Source organism: Caulobacter sp. ALps2, assembly GCF_058681635.1.
The window spans coordinates 1,200,331-1,215,255 of record NZ_CM178743.1; the positions used below are offsets into that span (position 1 = coordinate 1,200,331).

Annotated in this window: 15 protein-coding genes; 11 read left to right on the plus strand and 4 right to left on the minus strand. The window is 68.9% G+C overall.

The window, feature by feature from the left end; all coding sequences use genetic code 11:
• Positions 1-95 precede the first annotated feature (95 nt).
• Positions 96-956 carry an SDR family oxidoreductase gene (locus ACW173_RS05575; protein ID WP_492083882.1) on the minus strand — a complete coding sequence of 287 codons (861 nt, stop codon included), beginning with the start codon at positions 954-956 and terminating at the stop codon, positions 96-98.
• 29 nt (positions 957-985) lie between these two features.
• On the opposite strand from ACW173_RS05575, the gene ACW173_RS05580 reads away from it, so the two are divergent.
• The 10 genes from ACW173_RS05580 (at position 986) to ACW173_RS05625 (ending at position 9,597) form a co-directional block, all read left to right on the plus strand.
• On the plus strand, positions 986-1,348 hold the full coding sequence (locus ACW173_RS05580) for an MmcQ/YjbR family DNA-binding protein (RefSeq protein WP_492083883.1): 363 nt from the start codon (positions 986-988) through the stop codon (positions 1,346-1,348).
• On the plus strand, positions 1,345-1,989 hold the full coding sequence (locus tag ACW173_RS05585) for a Pr6Pr family membrane protein (RefSeq protein WP_492083884.1): 645 nt from the start codon (positions 1,345-1,347) through the stop codon (positions 1,987-1,989). The genes ACW173_RS05580 and ACW173_RS05585 overlap by 4 nt, the downstream gene beginning before the upstream one ends.
• Before the next feature lie 20 nt (positions 1,990-2,009).
• The gene (locus tag ACW173_RS05590; protein WP_492083885.1) at positions 2,010-2,849 is read left to right on the plus strand and encodes an aldo/keto reductase; all 840 of its coding nucleotides are present in this window, start codon (positions 2,010-2,012) and stop codon (positions 2,847-2,849) included.
• A gap of 64 nt (positions 2,850-2,913) precedes the next feature.
• Positions 2,914-3,885: a DUF6624 domain-containing protein gene (locus ACW173_RS05595; protein WP_492083886.1), complete on the plus strand. Its 972-nt coding sequence runs from the start codon at positions 2,914-2,916 to the stop codon at positions 3,883-3,885.
• 113 nt (positions 3,886-3,998) lie between these two features.
• Positions 3,999-5,273: a glutamate-5-semialdehyde dehydrogenase gene (locus tag ACW173_RS05600; protein WP_492083887.1), complete on the plus strand. Its 1,275-nt coding sequence runs from the start codon at positions 3,999-4,001 to the stop codon at positions 5,271-5,273.
• The gene (locus ACW173_RS05605; RefSeq protein WP_492083888.1) at positions 5,239-5,922 is read left to right on the plus strand and encodes a nicotinate-nucleotide adenylyltransferase; all 684 of its coding nucleotides are present in this window, start codon (positions 5,239-5,241) and stop codon (positions 5,920-5,922) included. Before ACW173_RS05600 ends, ACW173_RS05605 begins: the two co-directional genes overlap by 35 nt.
• A 144-nt stretch (positions 5,923-6,066) precedes the next feature.
• On the plus strand, positions 6,067-6,498 hold the full coding sequence (gene rsfS, locus ACW173_RS05610; RefSeq protein ID WP_492085918.1) for a ribosome silencing factor: 432 nt from the start codon (positions 6,067-6,069) through the stop codon (positions 6,496-6,498).
• Positions 6,499-6,555: 57 nt separating this feature from the next.
• On the plus strand, positions 6,556-7,020 hold the full coding sequence (rlmH, locus tag ACW173_RS05615; RefSeq protein ID WP_492083889.1) for a 23S rRNA (pseudouridine(1915)-N(3))-methyltransferase RlmH: 465 nt from the start codon (positions 6,556-6,558) through the stop codon (positions 7,018-7,020).
• A gap of 15 nt (positions 7,021-7,035) precedes the next feature.
• On the plus strand, positions 7,036-8,091 hold the full coding sequence (locus ACW173_RS05620) for a murein hydrolase activator EnvC family protein (protein ID WP_492083890.1): 1,056 nt from the start codon (positions 7,036-7,038) through the stop codon (positions 8,089-8,091).
• A gap of 114 nt (positions 8,092-8,205) precedes the next feature.
• A complete protein-coding gene (locus ACW173_RS05625) occupies positions 8,206-9,597 on the plus strand; it encodes a S41 family peptidase (RefSeq protein ID WP_492083891.1) in 1,392 nt (463 codons plus the stop codon).
• Positions 9,598-9,637: 40 nt separating this feature from the next.
• Here ACW173_RS05625 and ACW173_RS05630 read toward each other — a convergent pair whose 3' ends face one another.
• The 3 genes from ACW173_RS05630 to ACW173_RS05640 are packed head-to-tail and all read right to left on the minus strand — an operon-like array spanning position 9,638 to position 13,511.
• Positions 9,638-11,725, minus strand: a complete 2,088-nt coding sequence (locus ACW173_RS05630) for a M48 family metalloprotease (protein WP_492083892.1) — start codon at positions 11,723-11,725, stop codon at positions 9,638-9,640.
• The gene (locus ACW173_RS05635) at positions 11,713-12,105 is read right to left on the minus strand and encodes a hypothetical protein (RefSeq protein ID WP_492083893.1); all 393 of its coding nucleotides are present in this window, start codon (positions 12,103-12,105) and stop codon (positions 11,713-11,715) included. Before ACW173_RS05635 ends, ACW173_RS05630 begins: the two co-directional genes overlap by 13 nt.
• A complete protein-coding gene (locus tag ACW173_RS05640; protein ID WP_492083894.1) occupies positions 12,102-13,511 on the minus strand; it encodes a CHASE2 domain-containing protein in 1,410 nt (469 codons plus the stop codon). The genes ACW173_RS05635 and ACW173_RS05640 overlap by 4 nt, the downstream gene beginning before the upstream one ends.
• A gap of 207 nt (positions 13,512-13,718) precedes the next feature.
• Here ACW173_RS05640 and ACW173_RS05645 point away from each other — a divergent pair, with 207 nt between their 5' ends.
• Complete coding sequence (locus ACW173_RS05645) at positions 13,719-14,897, plus strand: divergent polysaccharide deacetylase family protein (protein WP_492083895.1); 1,179 nt, start codon at positions 13,719-13,721, stop codon at positions 14,895-14,897.
• Positions 14,898-14,925: the final 28 nt, after the last annotated feature.

The window sequence follows — 14,925 nt, forward strand, 5'->3', positions numbered from 1 at the left end:
GGCTCGCGCGGCCTGTGCCGCGAAAGGTCCCGGGCTGGAGCCTCTAGATCACCACCCTGGAGCATCTTGTCGATCCGTTCGGATCGGAAAATGCTCTAGAAGCGCGGGTGGAACTTGCGGGGGTTCCACTCGAAGTCCCGCATCGCGTCCGACGAGTCGAACGTCAGGTCCTGGCCCATCCGGCTGCCCATGGCCGTGGTCGCGCCGGGATAGAACGGCTTGGCCAGGCGCATGATCAGGGCGAACAGCCAGGTCGGCATCGTCAGGCTACGCGGGTGCTTACCCAGGCCCTCGAACACCCGGTCGACCATCACCCGATAGGTCACCGTCTCGCCGCCCACCAGGTCGTAGGCGCGGTTGCGCGTCGCCGGCGCGTGGGCCGCCGCCAGGGCGCCGGCGGCCAGGTCGGCGGCGTGCACCGGCTGGCGCAGGCCCTCGCCCTTGCCCGACAGCGGCATGAGGTGGAAGCGCTTCACCAGGCGGGCGATGCGGCTGACGTTCTCGTCGTGGCCTTCGTCATAGATCAGGGTCGGCCGCAGGATGGTCCAGGCCACGCCATGCTCGGCGCACCAGGTCTCGACCGCGGCTTCGGCGCCGGCCAGCTCCAGGGCCACGGCCCGCTCGCCTTCATCCGGCGAGTCGGTCTTGGTGAAGCGGCTGGTCGAGGAGAAGGCGATCAGGCGCTCCATCCCCCGCGCCTTCAAGGTCGGCAGGGCGTGGGGCAGCAGCCAGATCGGCGACAGCGAGAACACCGTCGCCGCCGGGGGCAGGCGCTCGTCCAGGTCCGGATCCTTGAGGTCGCCGCCGATCCAGCAGGCGTCCTGCGACGGCGGGCGACGGCTGAAGGCCACCGGGTCCAGGTCCTCGGCCTTGAGCCGCTCCAGCAGATGGCCGCCGATCAGGCTGGTCGCGCCCAGCACCAGGACCGGCGTCTTCAGGGTGTTGTCGGTGTCCATTCGCAACATATAGTCGCGGTTCCGAGGGGTTGCCCATGACATACGAAGACGTGAGAGCCTTCGCGTTCAAACTGCCCGGCGTCGAGGACGGCACGGCCTATGGCCGCCCATGCCTGAAGGCGCACGGCAAGTTCCTGACCCGCCTGTTCGAGGACGGCGAAAGCCTAGTCTGCCCCGCCGTGCCGTTCGACGAGCGCGAGATGCTGATCGAGGCCGAGCCGGACGTCTTCCACTTCACCGATCACTTCAGGAACTATCCCTACGTCCTGGTCCGCCTGCCCCAGGCCCATCCGGGCACGGTCGAGCGACTGATCACCCGCCAGTGGCGCGCCACGGCGCCCAAGAAGGTGTTGAGGGCCTGGGACGAAACCCACCCGACGGAGAGCGTATGAAAGCCTGGCGCATCCTGATCGCCGTCGTCGCCTGCCTGGGCCCGGCCCTGCAATATGGTCTGATGGTCCATGACGAGACCCTGGTCTCGGCCGCCGTGAAGTCGATCGAGTTCTTCAGCTACTTCACGATCCTGTCGAACATGCTGGCCGCCGCGGCCCTGGTCGCGCCGCTCGTGGCGCCGAGCAGCCGCTTCGCGATCTGGGCCGAGCGGAGCGGCCCGCGCGCGGCGATCGCGACCTACCTGGCCATCACCGCCGTGGTCTATCACACGATGCTGGCCAGCCAGTGGAACCCGCGGGGCCTGCGTCTCGTCTCCAACACGATCCTGCACACCGTCACGCCATTGGCCTACCTCGCCGACGTCGCCTCGCGCGGCGGCCAGGGCGCGGCGCGGTGGATGGCGGCGGCCAAGGCCATGGCCTTCCCGGCCCTGTTCGGCGCCTGGACCCTGGTCCACGGGGCGCTGTCGGGCTTCTATCCGTACCCGTTCATGAACGTCGCCAAGCGCGGCTACCCCGCCGTGGTGCTGACCATGGTCGAGATGAGCCTGGCCTTCGCCGCCGTGGCGCTGATCTTCATCGCCCTCCTGCGCGTTCGCACCAAGGTGGCGCTGGCCAAGCCAGAGCCCATATCGGCCTGACGCCTTTTCCGGAGTTCTCCATGTCCAAGCTCGTACCCGCCATCCGCTCGGGCGACGTCCTGATGCCCGCCCTCGGCTTCGGCACCTGGCAGCTGGAGAACGGCACGGCCGTCCCGCTGGTCGAGAAGGCGCTTGAGGTCGGCTACCGCCACATCGACACCGCCCAGATCTATGGCAACGAGCGCGACGTCGGCGCGGGCATCAAGAACAGTGGCGTCAAGCGCGACGAGATCTTCCTGACCACCAAGGTCTGGATCGACAAGTTCGCCGACGGCGACCTGCAACGCTCGGCCGAGAAGAGCCTGGAAAAGCTGGGTGTCGACCATGTCGACCTGCTGCTGCTGCACTGGCCCAAGCCCGAGGTGCCGCTGGCCGAAACCCTGAAGGCCCTGACCGAGGTCCGCGCCCGCGGCTGGACCCGCGCCATCGGCCTGTCGAACTTCCCCTCGCCCCTGCTGGAAGAGGCCAGCAAGCTGTCGGAAGCCCCCATCGCCACCGACCAGGTCGAGTACCACCCCTACCTGTCACTGAAGACCCTGAAGGCCAAGGCCGACGCCCTGGGGACCTCGATCACCGCCTGGTCGCCGCTGGCTCAGGGCAAGATCGCCACCGACCCGGTGCTGGCCCAGATCGGCGCCGCCCACGGCAAGACCCCCGGCCAGGTCACCCTGCGCTGGATCATCCAGCAGGGCGTCATCGCCATCCCGCGCACCAAGAACCCGGCGCGCATCGCGGAGAACTTCGACATCCTCGACTTCAGCCTCTCGGAAGACGAGATGACCCGCATCCACGCCCTGGCGCGGCCGGACGGGCGGCTCGGGGATTGGCTGGACAAGGCCTACGCCTGGGACGCCGAATAGGCTCAACTTGCATGCCAAACCCATCAGGTTCACAATCTTGAATTGACTTCCATGGGGTTGGCGAATGGTGATGGCGAAGGCGGCGGCCCTTATGGCCGCTTTGGCGGTGACGGCTGGTCCTGGACCGGCCATTTTTCCCGTCGCCGCCTTGGTGAAAGATCCCGCCGCCGCCCGTACCTTCGACTACTGGCGACTGCGTGGTGACGCCGGGCCAAAGGCGATCGGACCGCTGCGGACAGCGGCCTATGCGGCCATGTCGCTGAAGGAGGGCGAGCTTTCCGCCCGCTGCCTCACGGACGCCGAGGTCGAAGTCCTGGCGGGGCTGAAGGGCGTCGAGGCGGCGAACTCGCCGCGCCGATGGCGCGAGGACCGCGACGCGGCCGCCGCCGCCGTTCGCCGCTTCGACCGCGCCCTCTCCGCGTTGATGGTCGGCGGCTCCAGCGGCGATGCGACGCTCGACGGCCTCATCCGCCCCTTCCTCGTCCGCGCCAAGGCTGCCAAGACCGCGCGAAGTCGTGAACTGGCCCTACGTGTCGCCCGGGACCAGGCCATGCGCAGGGGCTTCGAGAACGAGGCCATGCTGGGCCCCATGACCGCCTCGGCGCGCGACCTGGCGAACTGGCCATTGTGGAGCCGCGTCTGCCGGGTGGACGCCGACAATGTCGCCTGGATCAAACACGAAGTGCGAAGCCGCGGCTGGTTCGAGATCTCACGCTACGGACGAGAGGCCGAAAAGGACGCCTGGCTGCTGGTTCAGCACGCGGACGAAGATGCCGCCTTTCAGACGGAGATTCTGACCCTACTCGACAAGCTGCGGCGCCAGGGCGAGACCGATCCGAAGAGCTACGCCTACCTGTATGATCGGGTCGCCGCCAACGCCGGGCGACCTCAGCGCTATGGCACCCAGGGCGGCTGTCGCGACGGCCAGCGCTTCACGCAGCCGCTTGAGAACCCCGCCAAGGTCGACCAATTCCGGGCGGAGGTGGGGATGAACACCCTGGCCGAATACAACGCGCTGTTCACCTGCAAGCCCTGACCGCCACAGACAAACTCCATTCGTTTTCAGACGAACCCGGTTTCATCCGTGCCTGAAAGCGCCTAGGTAAGCCTCAACCTGAGCATATCCTTGCGCACAAGGGACCGAGGACAATGGACGACGCGGGCGCGAGCCTCCAGGCGACGATGGCGGGGATGGGCCGGACGGCTCGCGAAGGCGCGCGCGCGCTTCGTCTCGCCACGCCAGAGCAGCGCACCGCCGCCATCCAGGCCATGGCCGCCGCGATCCGCGAGGACGCCGCCGCCATCCTCGCCGCCAACGCCAAGGACCTGGCCCGCGCCGGCGCCAATGGCCTGACCGCCCCGATGCAGGAGCGTCTGCTGCTGGACGAGGCGCGCCTGGAAGGCGTGGCCGCCGGCGTGGAAGCCGTCGCGGCCATCCCCGATCCGATCGGCGTGGCGACCTCGCGCTGGACCCGGCCCAACGGCCTGGACATCGCCCGCGTGCGCACGCCGATCGGCGTCATCGCCATGATCTATGAGAGCCGTCCCAACGTGACCGCCGACGCGGCCGCTCTGTGCGTGCGGTCGGGCAATGCGGTGATCCTGCGCGGCGGCTCGGAGTGCATCCACTCCAACCTCGCCATCCACGCTTCGATTGAACGCGGCTTGAAGGCCGCTGGCCTGCCCGCCGCCGCCGTCCAGATCGTCAAGACCCCCGACCGCGCCGCCGTCGGCGCCATCCTGTCGGGCCTGGACAAGGCCATCGACCTGATTATCCCGCGTGGCGGCAAGAGCCTGGTCGCCCGCGTCCAGGCCGAGGCCCGCGCGCCCGTGCTGGGCCACCTGGAAGGCCTCAACCACGTCTTCGTCCATGCCGGCGCGGACTTGAAGAAGGCCGTCGACATCGTCGTCAACGCCAAGCTGCGCCGGGTGTCGGTCTGCGGTTCGGCCGAGACCCTGCTGATCGACAAGGCCGCCGCTGAAAAGCTGCTGCCGCCGATCGCCGACGCCCTGATCAAGGCCGGCTGCGAACTCCGTGGTGACGCGGCCGCGCGCGCCATCGAGCCGACGATGAAGAAGGCGACGGTCGACGACTGGACCACCGAATACCTCGCGCCGATCCTGGCCGTGGCCGTGGTCGACGGCGTGGCCGGCGCGGCTAAGCACATCGCCACCTACGGCTCGGGCCATACCGACGCGATCGTCACCGAGGACGCCGGCGCGGCCGACGCCTTCGTGACCGAGGTCGACAGCGCCATCGTGCTGGTCAACGCCTCGACCCAGTTCGCCGATGGCGGCGAATTCGGCTTCGGGGCCGAGATCGGCATCGCCACCGACAAACTTCATGCCCGCGGTCCGGTCGGGGCCGAGCAACTGACGACGTTCAAATATGTGGTTCGCGGGACCGGCCAGACTCGTCCCTGAGGCCGGCCGGCCCAACGCTCAGCGTCTTGGCTTCCATCTGGAGCCGGGCATGCGCGTCGGCCTGTTCGGCGGCAGCTTCAACCCGGCGCACGAGGGCCATGCCCACGTGGCCGAGACGGCCATGCGCCGCCTGGAGCTGGACCGCGTCATCTGGCTGGTCTCGCCGCAGAACCCGCTGAAGTCGTCGCATGAGACCCGCCCCGTCGCCGAGCGGATCGCCGCCGCCCGTCGCTGGGCGCGGGGCAGCGGCATGATCGTCTCGGACGCCGAGACCCGGCTGGGCTCGCGATACACCATCGACACCCTGCGGGTGCTGCGGGCGCGTTTCCCGGGCGTGAAGTTCGTCTGGGTGATGGGCGCCGACAGCCTGGCCACCTTCCACCGCTGGCGTGGCTGGACCCAGATCATGCGCGAAGTCCCCGTCGCGGTGATCTCTCGCCCTTGGATCTCGCTGAGGGCCCGCACCTCGCCCGCCGCTCGCCGCTTCGCCTTCGCCCGCTGGCCCGCCAGCGCCGCCGCCAAGCTGCCGGACGCCAAGTCGCCGGCCTGGGTCTATCTGACGGGACCGCTGAACTTCGCGTCCTCGACCGCTCTGCGGTCGAGGCAAAGGGAAGAGTCGACCGCCATGCGGTCGCGCGAAAAGGGCTAAAGGCGAAGCTTTTTGGCGTTGCTCGAACGCCTCAAGCGCCGGGTCGAATTGACGCCTCCGGCGCCTTTCTGGCGCGAACTCTCACTTTTCGCCCAATTCCATGCTATGGGGGATATCCACAGCGACCCCATAAGGAGCAATACGCTGCGTAGCGACCCCGCGCTTAATGCGCACGAAGGCCCGGCCGGCGCCGAGTCCTCGAACGAATCCCCGGGCCTGAGTCTGCCCCTGGACATCAAGGCGCTGGAGCGCCTGATCCTGGAACGCCTGGACGACGATAAGGCCCAGGACATCGTCCACATCGACCTGGCTGACAAGAGCTCGGTGGCCGATAGCCTGATCGTGGCGTCGGGCCGTTCGCACCGTCACGTCGGCGCTCTGGCCGACCACCTGCTGCGGGCGCTCAAGGAAAACGGTTACGGCAAGGCGCGGGTCGAAGGCCTGCCGCATTGCGACTGGGTGCTGATCGACGCCGGCGACGTCGTCATCCACCTGTTCCGTCCCGAAGTGCGCAGCTTCTACAACATCGAGAAGATCTGGGCGGTCGACGCCCCGCACCGCACCGCGGCGAACTGATCTATCGTGCTCGGCCGCCGCCCTGAAAGGGGTCGGCGGCCTTGAGCGCTTTTCCCCATGAAGATCACCATCCTCACCGTAGGGAAGCTGGGCCGCATGGCCGAGGCGCAGCTGGCCGTGGACTACGCCGCGCGCGCCACCGCCTCGGGCCGCGCCCTGGCCCTGGGTCCGGTCGAGATCGTCGAGGTCGAGGCCCGCAAGCCCGGCAAGGCCGCCGAGGCCGAGGTGCTGCGCCCGCACCTGGAGGGCGCCCACGTCATCGCCTGCGACGAGCACGGCAAGGCTTGGAAGAGCCGCGCCTTCGCCGACCATCTGGCTCGGCTCCGCGATGACGGCGCCCGGCGCGTGGTGTTCCTGATCGGCGGGGCCGACGGCCTGGACGCCTCGATCCTATCCTCGGCCAACGAGACCATGGCTTTTGGCGTCCAGACCTGGCCGCACGCCATGGCCCGGGCCATGCTGGCCGAGCAGATCTATCGCGCCGCCACCATCCTGTCGGGCTCGCCCTACCATCGGGATTAGGGCATCAAGACCCTGATGCTTCGCCGCCCCCTGGTCATCGGTCTGATCTTTGCCGCCCTCGCCGTTCCGACGGCCGTGGTCGGCTGGCAGCGCGCCGATCGCGCGGTGGAGATCCAGCGCGCCAAGGACCGCCAGCAGGCCGCCGACACTCGCCGCGAGATCCAGGACCTGCGGACCGAGCTGGACCGCCTGGACCACGCCCGCATCAGCGCCGGCGCCGATGTCGACGCCAAGCGCGCCCGGCTGGAGGCCCTGAACGCCCGCGAACGCTCGATCCTGGCCGATCTGGGCGTCAACCGGCAACGGCTGTCGCTCTTGCTGTCGGCCCTGCAGCTGTTTCGCCGCGATCCGCCGCCGGCCCTGCTGGTGGCGCCCGAGAACGCCCGCGACGCGGTGCGGGCCGCCATCCTGATCCGCGCCATGACGCCCGACCTGCAACGCCGCGCCGACGCCTATGCCCGCCAGGCCACCGCCATCGGGACCCTGCGCCGCGAGGCCGCCGCCGCCTCGGCCGAGCTGTTCACCGCCGAGAGCGTGGTCGCCGACCGCAAGGGCGAGATCGAGCGCCTGATCATCGAGAAGACCCAGCTGGAGCGCGCCTACGCCCACGAGGCCCTGACCGAGGAGAACGAGCTGCGCACGCTCGGCGTGCTTACGGATGGTCTTGGCCGGGTCGAGGCCACGGGGCCGCTGCACCTGCGCTCGCCCGCCGCCGGGGCCATCGTCCGGCGTTTCGGCGCCGAGATGCCGGCCGGCGGCAAGTCGCCCGGCCTGACCATCCGCACCGACAAGGGCCTGACCGTCGCCGCCCCCGCCGCCGGAACCGTCGAATATGCCGGCGCGCTGAATGGTTGGGGCGCGGTGCTGATCCTGCGCTCGCAAGGCGCTTACCACCTCGTCATGGCCGGCCTCGACCAGATAACGGCGGCGCCCGGACAATCTGTCGCGGCCGGCGCCCCCATCGGGAAGATGCCGGATCATGTATCTTCCGATCCGGAGCTCTATCTAGAGGTCCGGGAGAACGGCGAACCGGCGGACCCGGAGCGCTGGCTCAAACAAGAGTCGCGATAGACGACTTTTTCAGTAATGGTGGCCGTAATTCCACCTACGGCCGCCGTCAGTGTGTGGACGGGGCTAAACACGGTTTGCGACGCCGCGCGTCGCTAGGGAGCCTTCTGGGCCTTAATGCGCAAGTATCTGCTCATCGGAGTTTCGGCCTTCGTCCTCGGTGCGGGGGCCATGGCCTATGTCAGCCCGATCGCTCAGGCGAACAACGCCCCCAAGACCAAGACCTACAAGATGCTTGAGCTCTTCGGCGACGTGCTGGGCACCGTCGAGGACCAGTATGTCACCGAGGTCGACGACAAGAAGCTGATCGAGGCGGCCCTGGACGGCATGCTGACCAGCCTCGACCCGCATTCGGGTTATCTGTCGCCCGACAGCTACGAGGACATGCAGGACACCACGCGCGGCGAATATGGCGGCCTCGGCATCGAGGTCACCAGCGAGGACGGCGTCGTGAAGGTCATCTCGCCGATGGACGGCACCCCCGCCTCGCGCGCGGGCATCCAGGCCGGCGACTACATCACCGCCGTCAATGGCCAGAGCGTGCTGGGCCTGACGGTCACCGAGGCCGTCAAGCAGATGCGCGGTACGGCCGGCGAGGGCGTCACCCTGACCATCGCCCGCGACAAGACCGATCCATTCGACGTCAAACTGATCCGCGAAGTGATCAAGCCCAAGGCCGCCATCGCCAAGATGGAAGGCGACTATGGCTATGTCCGCCTGCCCGGCTTCAACGAGAAGGCCACCGACGCCCTCGTGTCGTCGATCAGCGACCTGAAGGCCAAGAACCCGAAGATGAAGGGCCTGATCCTCGATCTGCGGAACAATCCGGGCGGTCTGCTGGACCAGGCGGTCGGCGTGGCCGACGTGTTCCTGGACGGCGGCGAGGTGGTCAGCCAGCGCGGCCGCGACCCGCGCAACATCCAGCGCTACAACGCCCGCGCGGGCGACATGCTGAACGGCCTGCCGATGGTGGTGCTGATCAACCAAGGCTCGGCCTCGGCGGCTGAAATCGTCGCCGGCGCCCTGCAGGATCGTCACCGCGCCGAACTGGTCGGCCTGACCAGCTTCGGCAAGGGTTCGGTGCAAACCGTGATCCCGCTGCGCGGCGGAGCCGACGGCGCGCTGAAGCTGACCACGGCCAAGTACTTCACGCCGTCGGGCCGCTCGATCCAGAAGACCGGCATCGCCCCGGACCTCGAGGTCGCCCAGACCCGCGACCAGGCCCAGGACATCGCCAACCGCGTGTGGTTCAGCGAAGCCAGCTTCAAGAACGCGCTGAACGCCGACGAGGGCAAGACCCGCGTCGCGCCGCACGCGCCGGCCGAAGCCCCGCCGACCGCCTTCGACGACAAGAAGGGCGACTTCCAGCTGCAACGCGCCATCGCCGTGCTGCAGTCGGGCGGAGTCGCCAACACGCCGAAGCTGCCCAAGCCCGCGGCCAAGGTCGCCGAGGTCACCGCCAAGGCGGCCGCCGCGGCCGGCAAGGGCCCGGTGACCCAGAACAAGTAGGTTCGAGCGGCGCCGTCCGGTCATCCGGACGGCGCGTGGCTCATTTCTTCTTGGCGGGCGGCGGGGTCGTCGCCTTGCTCGTGGCCGCCTTCTGGGCAGGCGCGGCGGCGGCGGGTTTGGCCGTCGCCGTACTGGCTGCCGGAGCAGGCTCGTCAAACGGATCAGGCTGGGCCGCGCGTCGGCATGCCGCCTCCAGCTTCAGATCCTTGAGCGCGATACAGGCCTCCAGGTCTTCCGCCAGGGCCTTGTCGTTCTTGAGGAAGCGGTGGATGTCCATGCGCTCGAGGATGAACTCGCTGAGCTGGCCCGTGGCGCTCACGCCCTCGGCGATGGTCTTCAGCGCGCCCGCGTCGTCCTTCTTCAGCCGCTGGCTGTCGACGATGTTCCGATAGACGGACGGCGACCGAAAGCCGTGCGCCAGGACGGCGCGGAAGTGGCGGATGGCCGCGTCCTGATCGCCCTCGGCCTGAGCCAGGCCGCCGGCCACCAGCTGGACGTCGATCGTGGCCTTGATCGGTGACTTCAAAGCCACGTCGACCTGACGGCGCGCCTCGACCAGGTCTCCCCTGGCCAAGGCGGTCTTGGCCGCCTCGGTAGCGACATAGCCGTCGACCTCGGCGCCGATCTTCTTGAAGTCGACCTCCGGGATGGCGACCTTGTCGTCCTTGGGCGGCGGCGCGACGACGGGCGGCTTGGCCCCCTTCGCCGCCTCCGCCTCGGCGACCTCCGCGAACTTCGACATCGGCGCGGGCGCGTCACGCATCACGCTGGCCAGCCCGTAGAAGGCCTTCTGGTATTCCGTGACCAGATGTTCGCGCTCGCCCGGCGAGTCGTGCAGATGCGCCTCGACCATCATCCTGTGCTCCTCCAGCTTGCGCAGGGCGAAGCTGGCGGCGAACAGCAGAGCGGCGGTCTTCAGCTTCTTCTCGAACTCTTCTTTGTCGCCATTGATCAGGTCGGGCGCCACGGCGGCCATCAGCAAGGCGGCCTCGGCCGCCGTCTGCTTGGCCTCGTCGGACATCTGGCCGCTCTTGCGGACGTTTTCCTTGTTCTCCTTGAGGAAGATGTTCAGCCCGCGCACGCCGACGCCGGGATCGACCTTGGACCGCCGCAGGATGTCGACCGCCAGCATGTCGGCGTCGCGCTCGACGCCGCGGTTGAAGATCGGGAAGATGAAACGCGTGCCCTCGGTCGCGGCGATGTCGCCCGCGAAGCTTGCGGCCAGAAAGACGCCCGCCGACTTGCGTCCCTCGCGCTCCTTCTCGCTGTAGGAGGCCTTGGAATCGATCTTCATCTGGTTGATCACGGCGTAGGCGAGACCCGCCATGGCGATGGCCTGCCCCAGTTCCTGATAGTCCCGCGCCGCCTTCGTCTGCTTCTGCGGATGGTTCAGCACCAAGTGCGCGTATTCGTGAGCGATGATGAAGGCCAGGTACTGCTGTGTCAGCTTGTTGGCCTGGATCCTCTGCTCCTCGGTCTCGACGACAGGGGCCGCGCCCGGCGCGACCTTCGCATCGGCGTCGTGGCCGGCCATCTTCAGGCTCAGGTTCCGTAGGCTCTGGATCAGCTGGGTGGTCAGGATGATCACCCCGTCCCGGCCCCCGGGCTTCAGATAGACGGCGTGCGCCTCGGCCATGGTCAGGTTCGACATCAGAACGGTGGCGCGGACGGTCGGCCTTGGCCCGAGGTCGGCGATCGCATCGGCGACCTCCTGGAGCTCCGCCATCGAGATCAGCCATTCCGCCTGAACGGGTCCCTCGCCACCGAACAGGCCGACGGCCGAGCCGCCGAGGGCGTTGGGATCGGTGATCGGAAAGGCGGGATCCTTGAAGCGCGCCAGCACGCACGCTTCCGGCAGCTTGACCTCCTTCTTGCCGATCGAGCCTATCTTGCCCAGCAGGCCCTTCTTCTTCTCGGGTTTGACCGGCATGGCCTCGGGCAAGGGCGGGCCGCAGGTGATCTCGCGGGGCGGCGGCGGCTTGCGGGGCGGTGGCGGCGTCGCCGCCTTGACGACGGCGGCCTTCTTGGCCGGAGCCTTTCGCGCCTGCGCCGAGCCGACCTCCGGGGAGACCAGGACGGCCAGAACGATACCGAGGGCTGGCAACAGCGCCCGGCTCAGCGCCGGCATTGCGGCGCCTCGCGCTCGCAATAGACGGCGCCGCCCGCGCCGGGCGTTCCCAGGTCCGTAGCTCCGACCGGCGCTCGGCAACGGCAGCCCACATCGATCTTCGGCATGTTCAGATCGGACTTGCGGACCAGATAATGACTCTTGGCCAACGGGATCATCACGTAGTTGGCGTCACCGCAGTCCGTGGCGTCCAGTCGGGTCGGCAGGGACGCCTTGGGCGCGCGATCCACGGGCGCGCCCTGCAGGCTGAACAGCATCAGTCCATCGACATTGAGTTGCGCGGTGATGATCGACATCGACCGACAGGCCTGGGCGTAGGCCGCTCCCGGCAGGGCCAGCACCGCCATCGCGGTTAGGATCGTGATGAGCGGACGCTTCATGTTTCCCCTCCAGCTTTGCGACGGCGATGGAACTCGTCCCACGCCTCGGTGAAAATCTCGCCGCCCAGCGCGGCGGCCATCAGCTTGAACAGCGGCCAGTTGGCGAAGCAGGCGATCGCCAGGCCGACGCCCGCCACGCTCGCCCACACCCGCGCCTTCGTCGCCGCCGACAGCGGCTCGTCGGGCGCCGGGCCCAACCGGTGGATCCACCACAGCGCCATGAACCCCAGCAGCAACAGGCCCGCTTGGACCAGGTCGGCGTAGTCCAGCGCGGTCTCGCCCACGTCGTTCGGATAGCGGGTCGCGCTCGCGCCGTTCTGGATGAGATTGTCCAGCGCCATGGCGTGGACCATCACGCCCGGCGCCTCGCCCAACAGCGGCGTGCGCGCCTGGTCTCGCAGCCACGGCACGGTCGAGCCCACCAGGACCAGCTTGCCCCTCAGGCGGTCGCGCACTTCGGAGTCCGACAGCCAGCCGACCGACACCACATCGAAGTATGGACATGAGACCTCCAGGCGATCTCGCCCCTCCATGTCGGTGTTCAGCTGCGGCGCCACGGCCCGCCAGCCCAGCCAGAGAAAGCTGGCGAGTCGGGCCATGGGCTTTTCGGCGACACAGAACGCCTCGCCGGCGGCCAGGTGCGAGCGCATCCAGTCGGTGGCCCCGAAGCCCCAGTCCACCGAAAGGGTCTCCATCGGCAGGTTCAACTGCTCGACGGGGCGCCCCTTCCAGGCCGCGTAGAGCTGGACGGCGGCCATGGGACGGTTGTCGGGATCGCGCAGATTGTAGGCGAAGGTCTTGTCGCCGACCGAGGCCAGGCCCACCTGGCCGGCCGTCGCCGCCAGGGGCTGGAGCAGCGGCTGGTCCCCGGCCACGGGGCCGATGAACACCGGCGTCCCGGCCTTGCGCGCGTTGGCGAACGCCTCGGAAAGTCCCGCGATGCCCGCCACGTCGGGCCAACCCGAGCCGGCCACATGCGGGTGCCGATAATAGGAGTCCAGGAAGATCGCCTTGGGATGGGCCGCGCTGATCGTCTCGATGACGGCGCGCGTCTTGTCATAGGGCGGAGGCCAGACGCCGCCGGCTTCCTGGACGAAGGCGTCGTCCAGCGCGACGATCACGATCGCCTTCTGTCCCGGCCGGCTCCAGCCGCCATACAGCGGCCCGGTGATCAGGCCCGCCGCGCGGTTCATCGTGTCGTCGACGCTCCGCGCCATGCCGAACGAGCCCAAGGCCTGCACGGCGAGCCCCCCAAACAGCACGACACCCGCCGCGATGAACGGGGCCACGGGGCTGAGCCGTTGCGCCAGGGCGGTCGCCGCCGGCTGGAATGGCCGGAAAAGCGCTCGGGCTCCCCACCAGGCCAGGCCTAGGCAGAGCGCAGCAGTCGCCAGTGCCGCGAACATGAACATGAGCGCCCCGCCCCTGGATCCCCCGATCCAGAACGCTACTTTGAGTGGCCTTAGCCATGTTCGCAATCGCTATTCGAGAACTGGGGCCTCGCGGGCCCCGAAATGGTGACGCCACCGCGACGTCGCGCCGCGCCGCGATCCGTCTTCGGCAGCATCTCGTTAACCATATGTTCGAAGCTTCCCGACTAGCCTGAGCGGGTCATGGCCGTCACCTTCTCGCGCAAGCCCGCCTATGCCGCCGCCGCGCCCGTTTCGGGCGGGACCGGCGACCTGCGCGCCAAGCTGATGGCGGCCGTCAGCAATCCTTACATCGCCGCCAGCGGCGCGGCCGTGCTGTTCCTGGCCTCGCTGGCGACCGTGATCCTGATCACCAGCGACCCACACGCCGGTTCACCGGTGATTCGCCTGCCCCTGACCGAGATTGGCGCCACCAAGAACGCGCCCGACGGCTGGCGAGAGGCGCTGGGCGGCGATCCCGCCCACGAGGCCGAACTGGTTCCGGGCCAACTGGGCTTGTCGCGCAATCCCTTCGCGCCCCCGAACGCCGAGGCCGAGCCGCCGCCCGCCGAAGGTCTCCAGAACCTGCCGCCGGTCCAGCAGGGCCCTGGCCTGGCCCAGGCTCCGATCGCCGGCCTGACCGCGCCCGGTCCCGGCGGCGGTCCGCTGCCGATCATCGGCGCGGACGGCCGGACGGTCGCCGAGGCCTACGCCCGTCCCTTCCAGCCGAACGGCCGCCCCAAGGTGTCCGTGGTCATCGGCGGCCTCGGCCTCAACGCCCAGACCACCCGCGCCGCCATCGAGACCCTGCCGGGCGAAGTCACCCTGTCGTTCGCGCCCTATGCCGAGGGCCTGCAGGGCTGGATCGACCTGGCCCGCGCCCATGGCCACGAGGTGCTGCTCGAGACCCCGATGGAACCAGCCGACTATCCGGCCAACGATCCGGGTCCCTACACCCTGATCGCCGCCAACCGGCCGGAAGACACCGTGCGCAAGCTGGAATGGCTGATGTCGCGCGCCACCGGCTATTTCGGCCTCTCCAACTATCTGGGCGCCCGCTTCGTCGAGAACGACCAGGCGATGTCGACCTTCAACGCCGTGCTGAAGGCCCGGGGCCTGGCCTTCGTCGACGACGGCCTGGCCTCGCGCCGCGCCGGCCCGATCCCGCGCGCCTCGGCCGACCGTGTGATCGACGACGAACTTTCCGCGGGCGCCATTGATGCGCAGCTGCGGGCGCTGGAGAACGGCGCGGCCGGCCGCGGCCAATCGCTCGGCTCGGGCTTCGCCTATCCGGTGACCATCACCCAGGTGCGCATCTGGGCCGCCGGCCTGCAACAGCGCGGCCTGCAACTGGCTCCCGCTTCGGCCCTCGCTCACCGGTAAAACTGGCGCGCCACGACTAGTCGTGGAA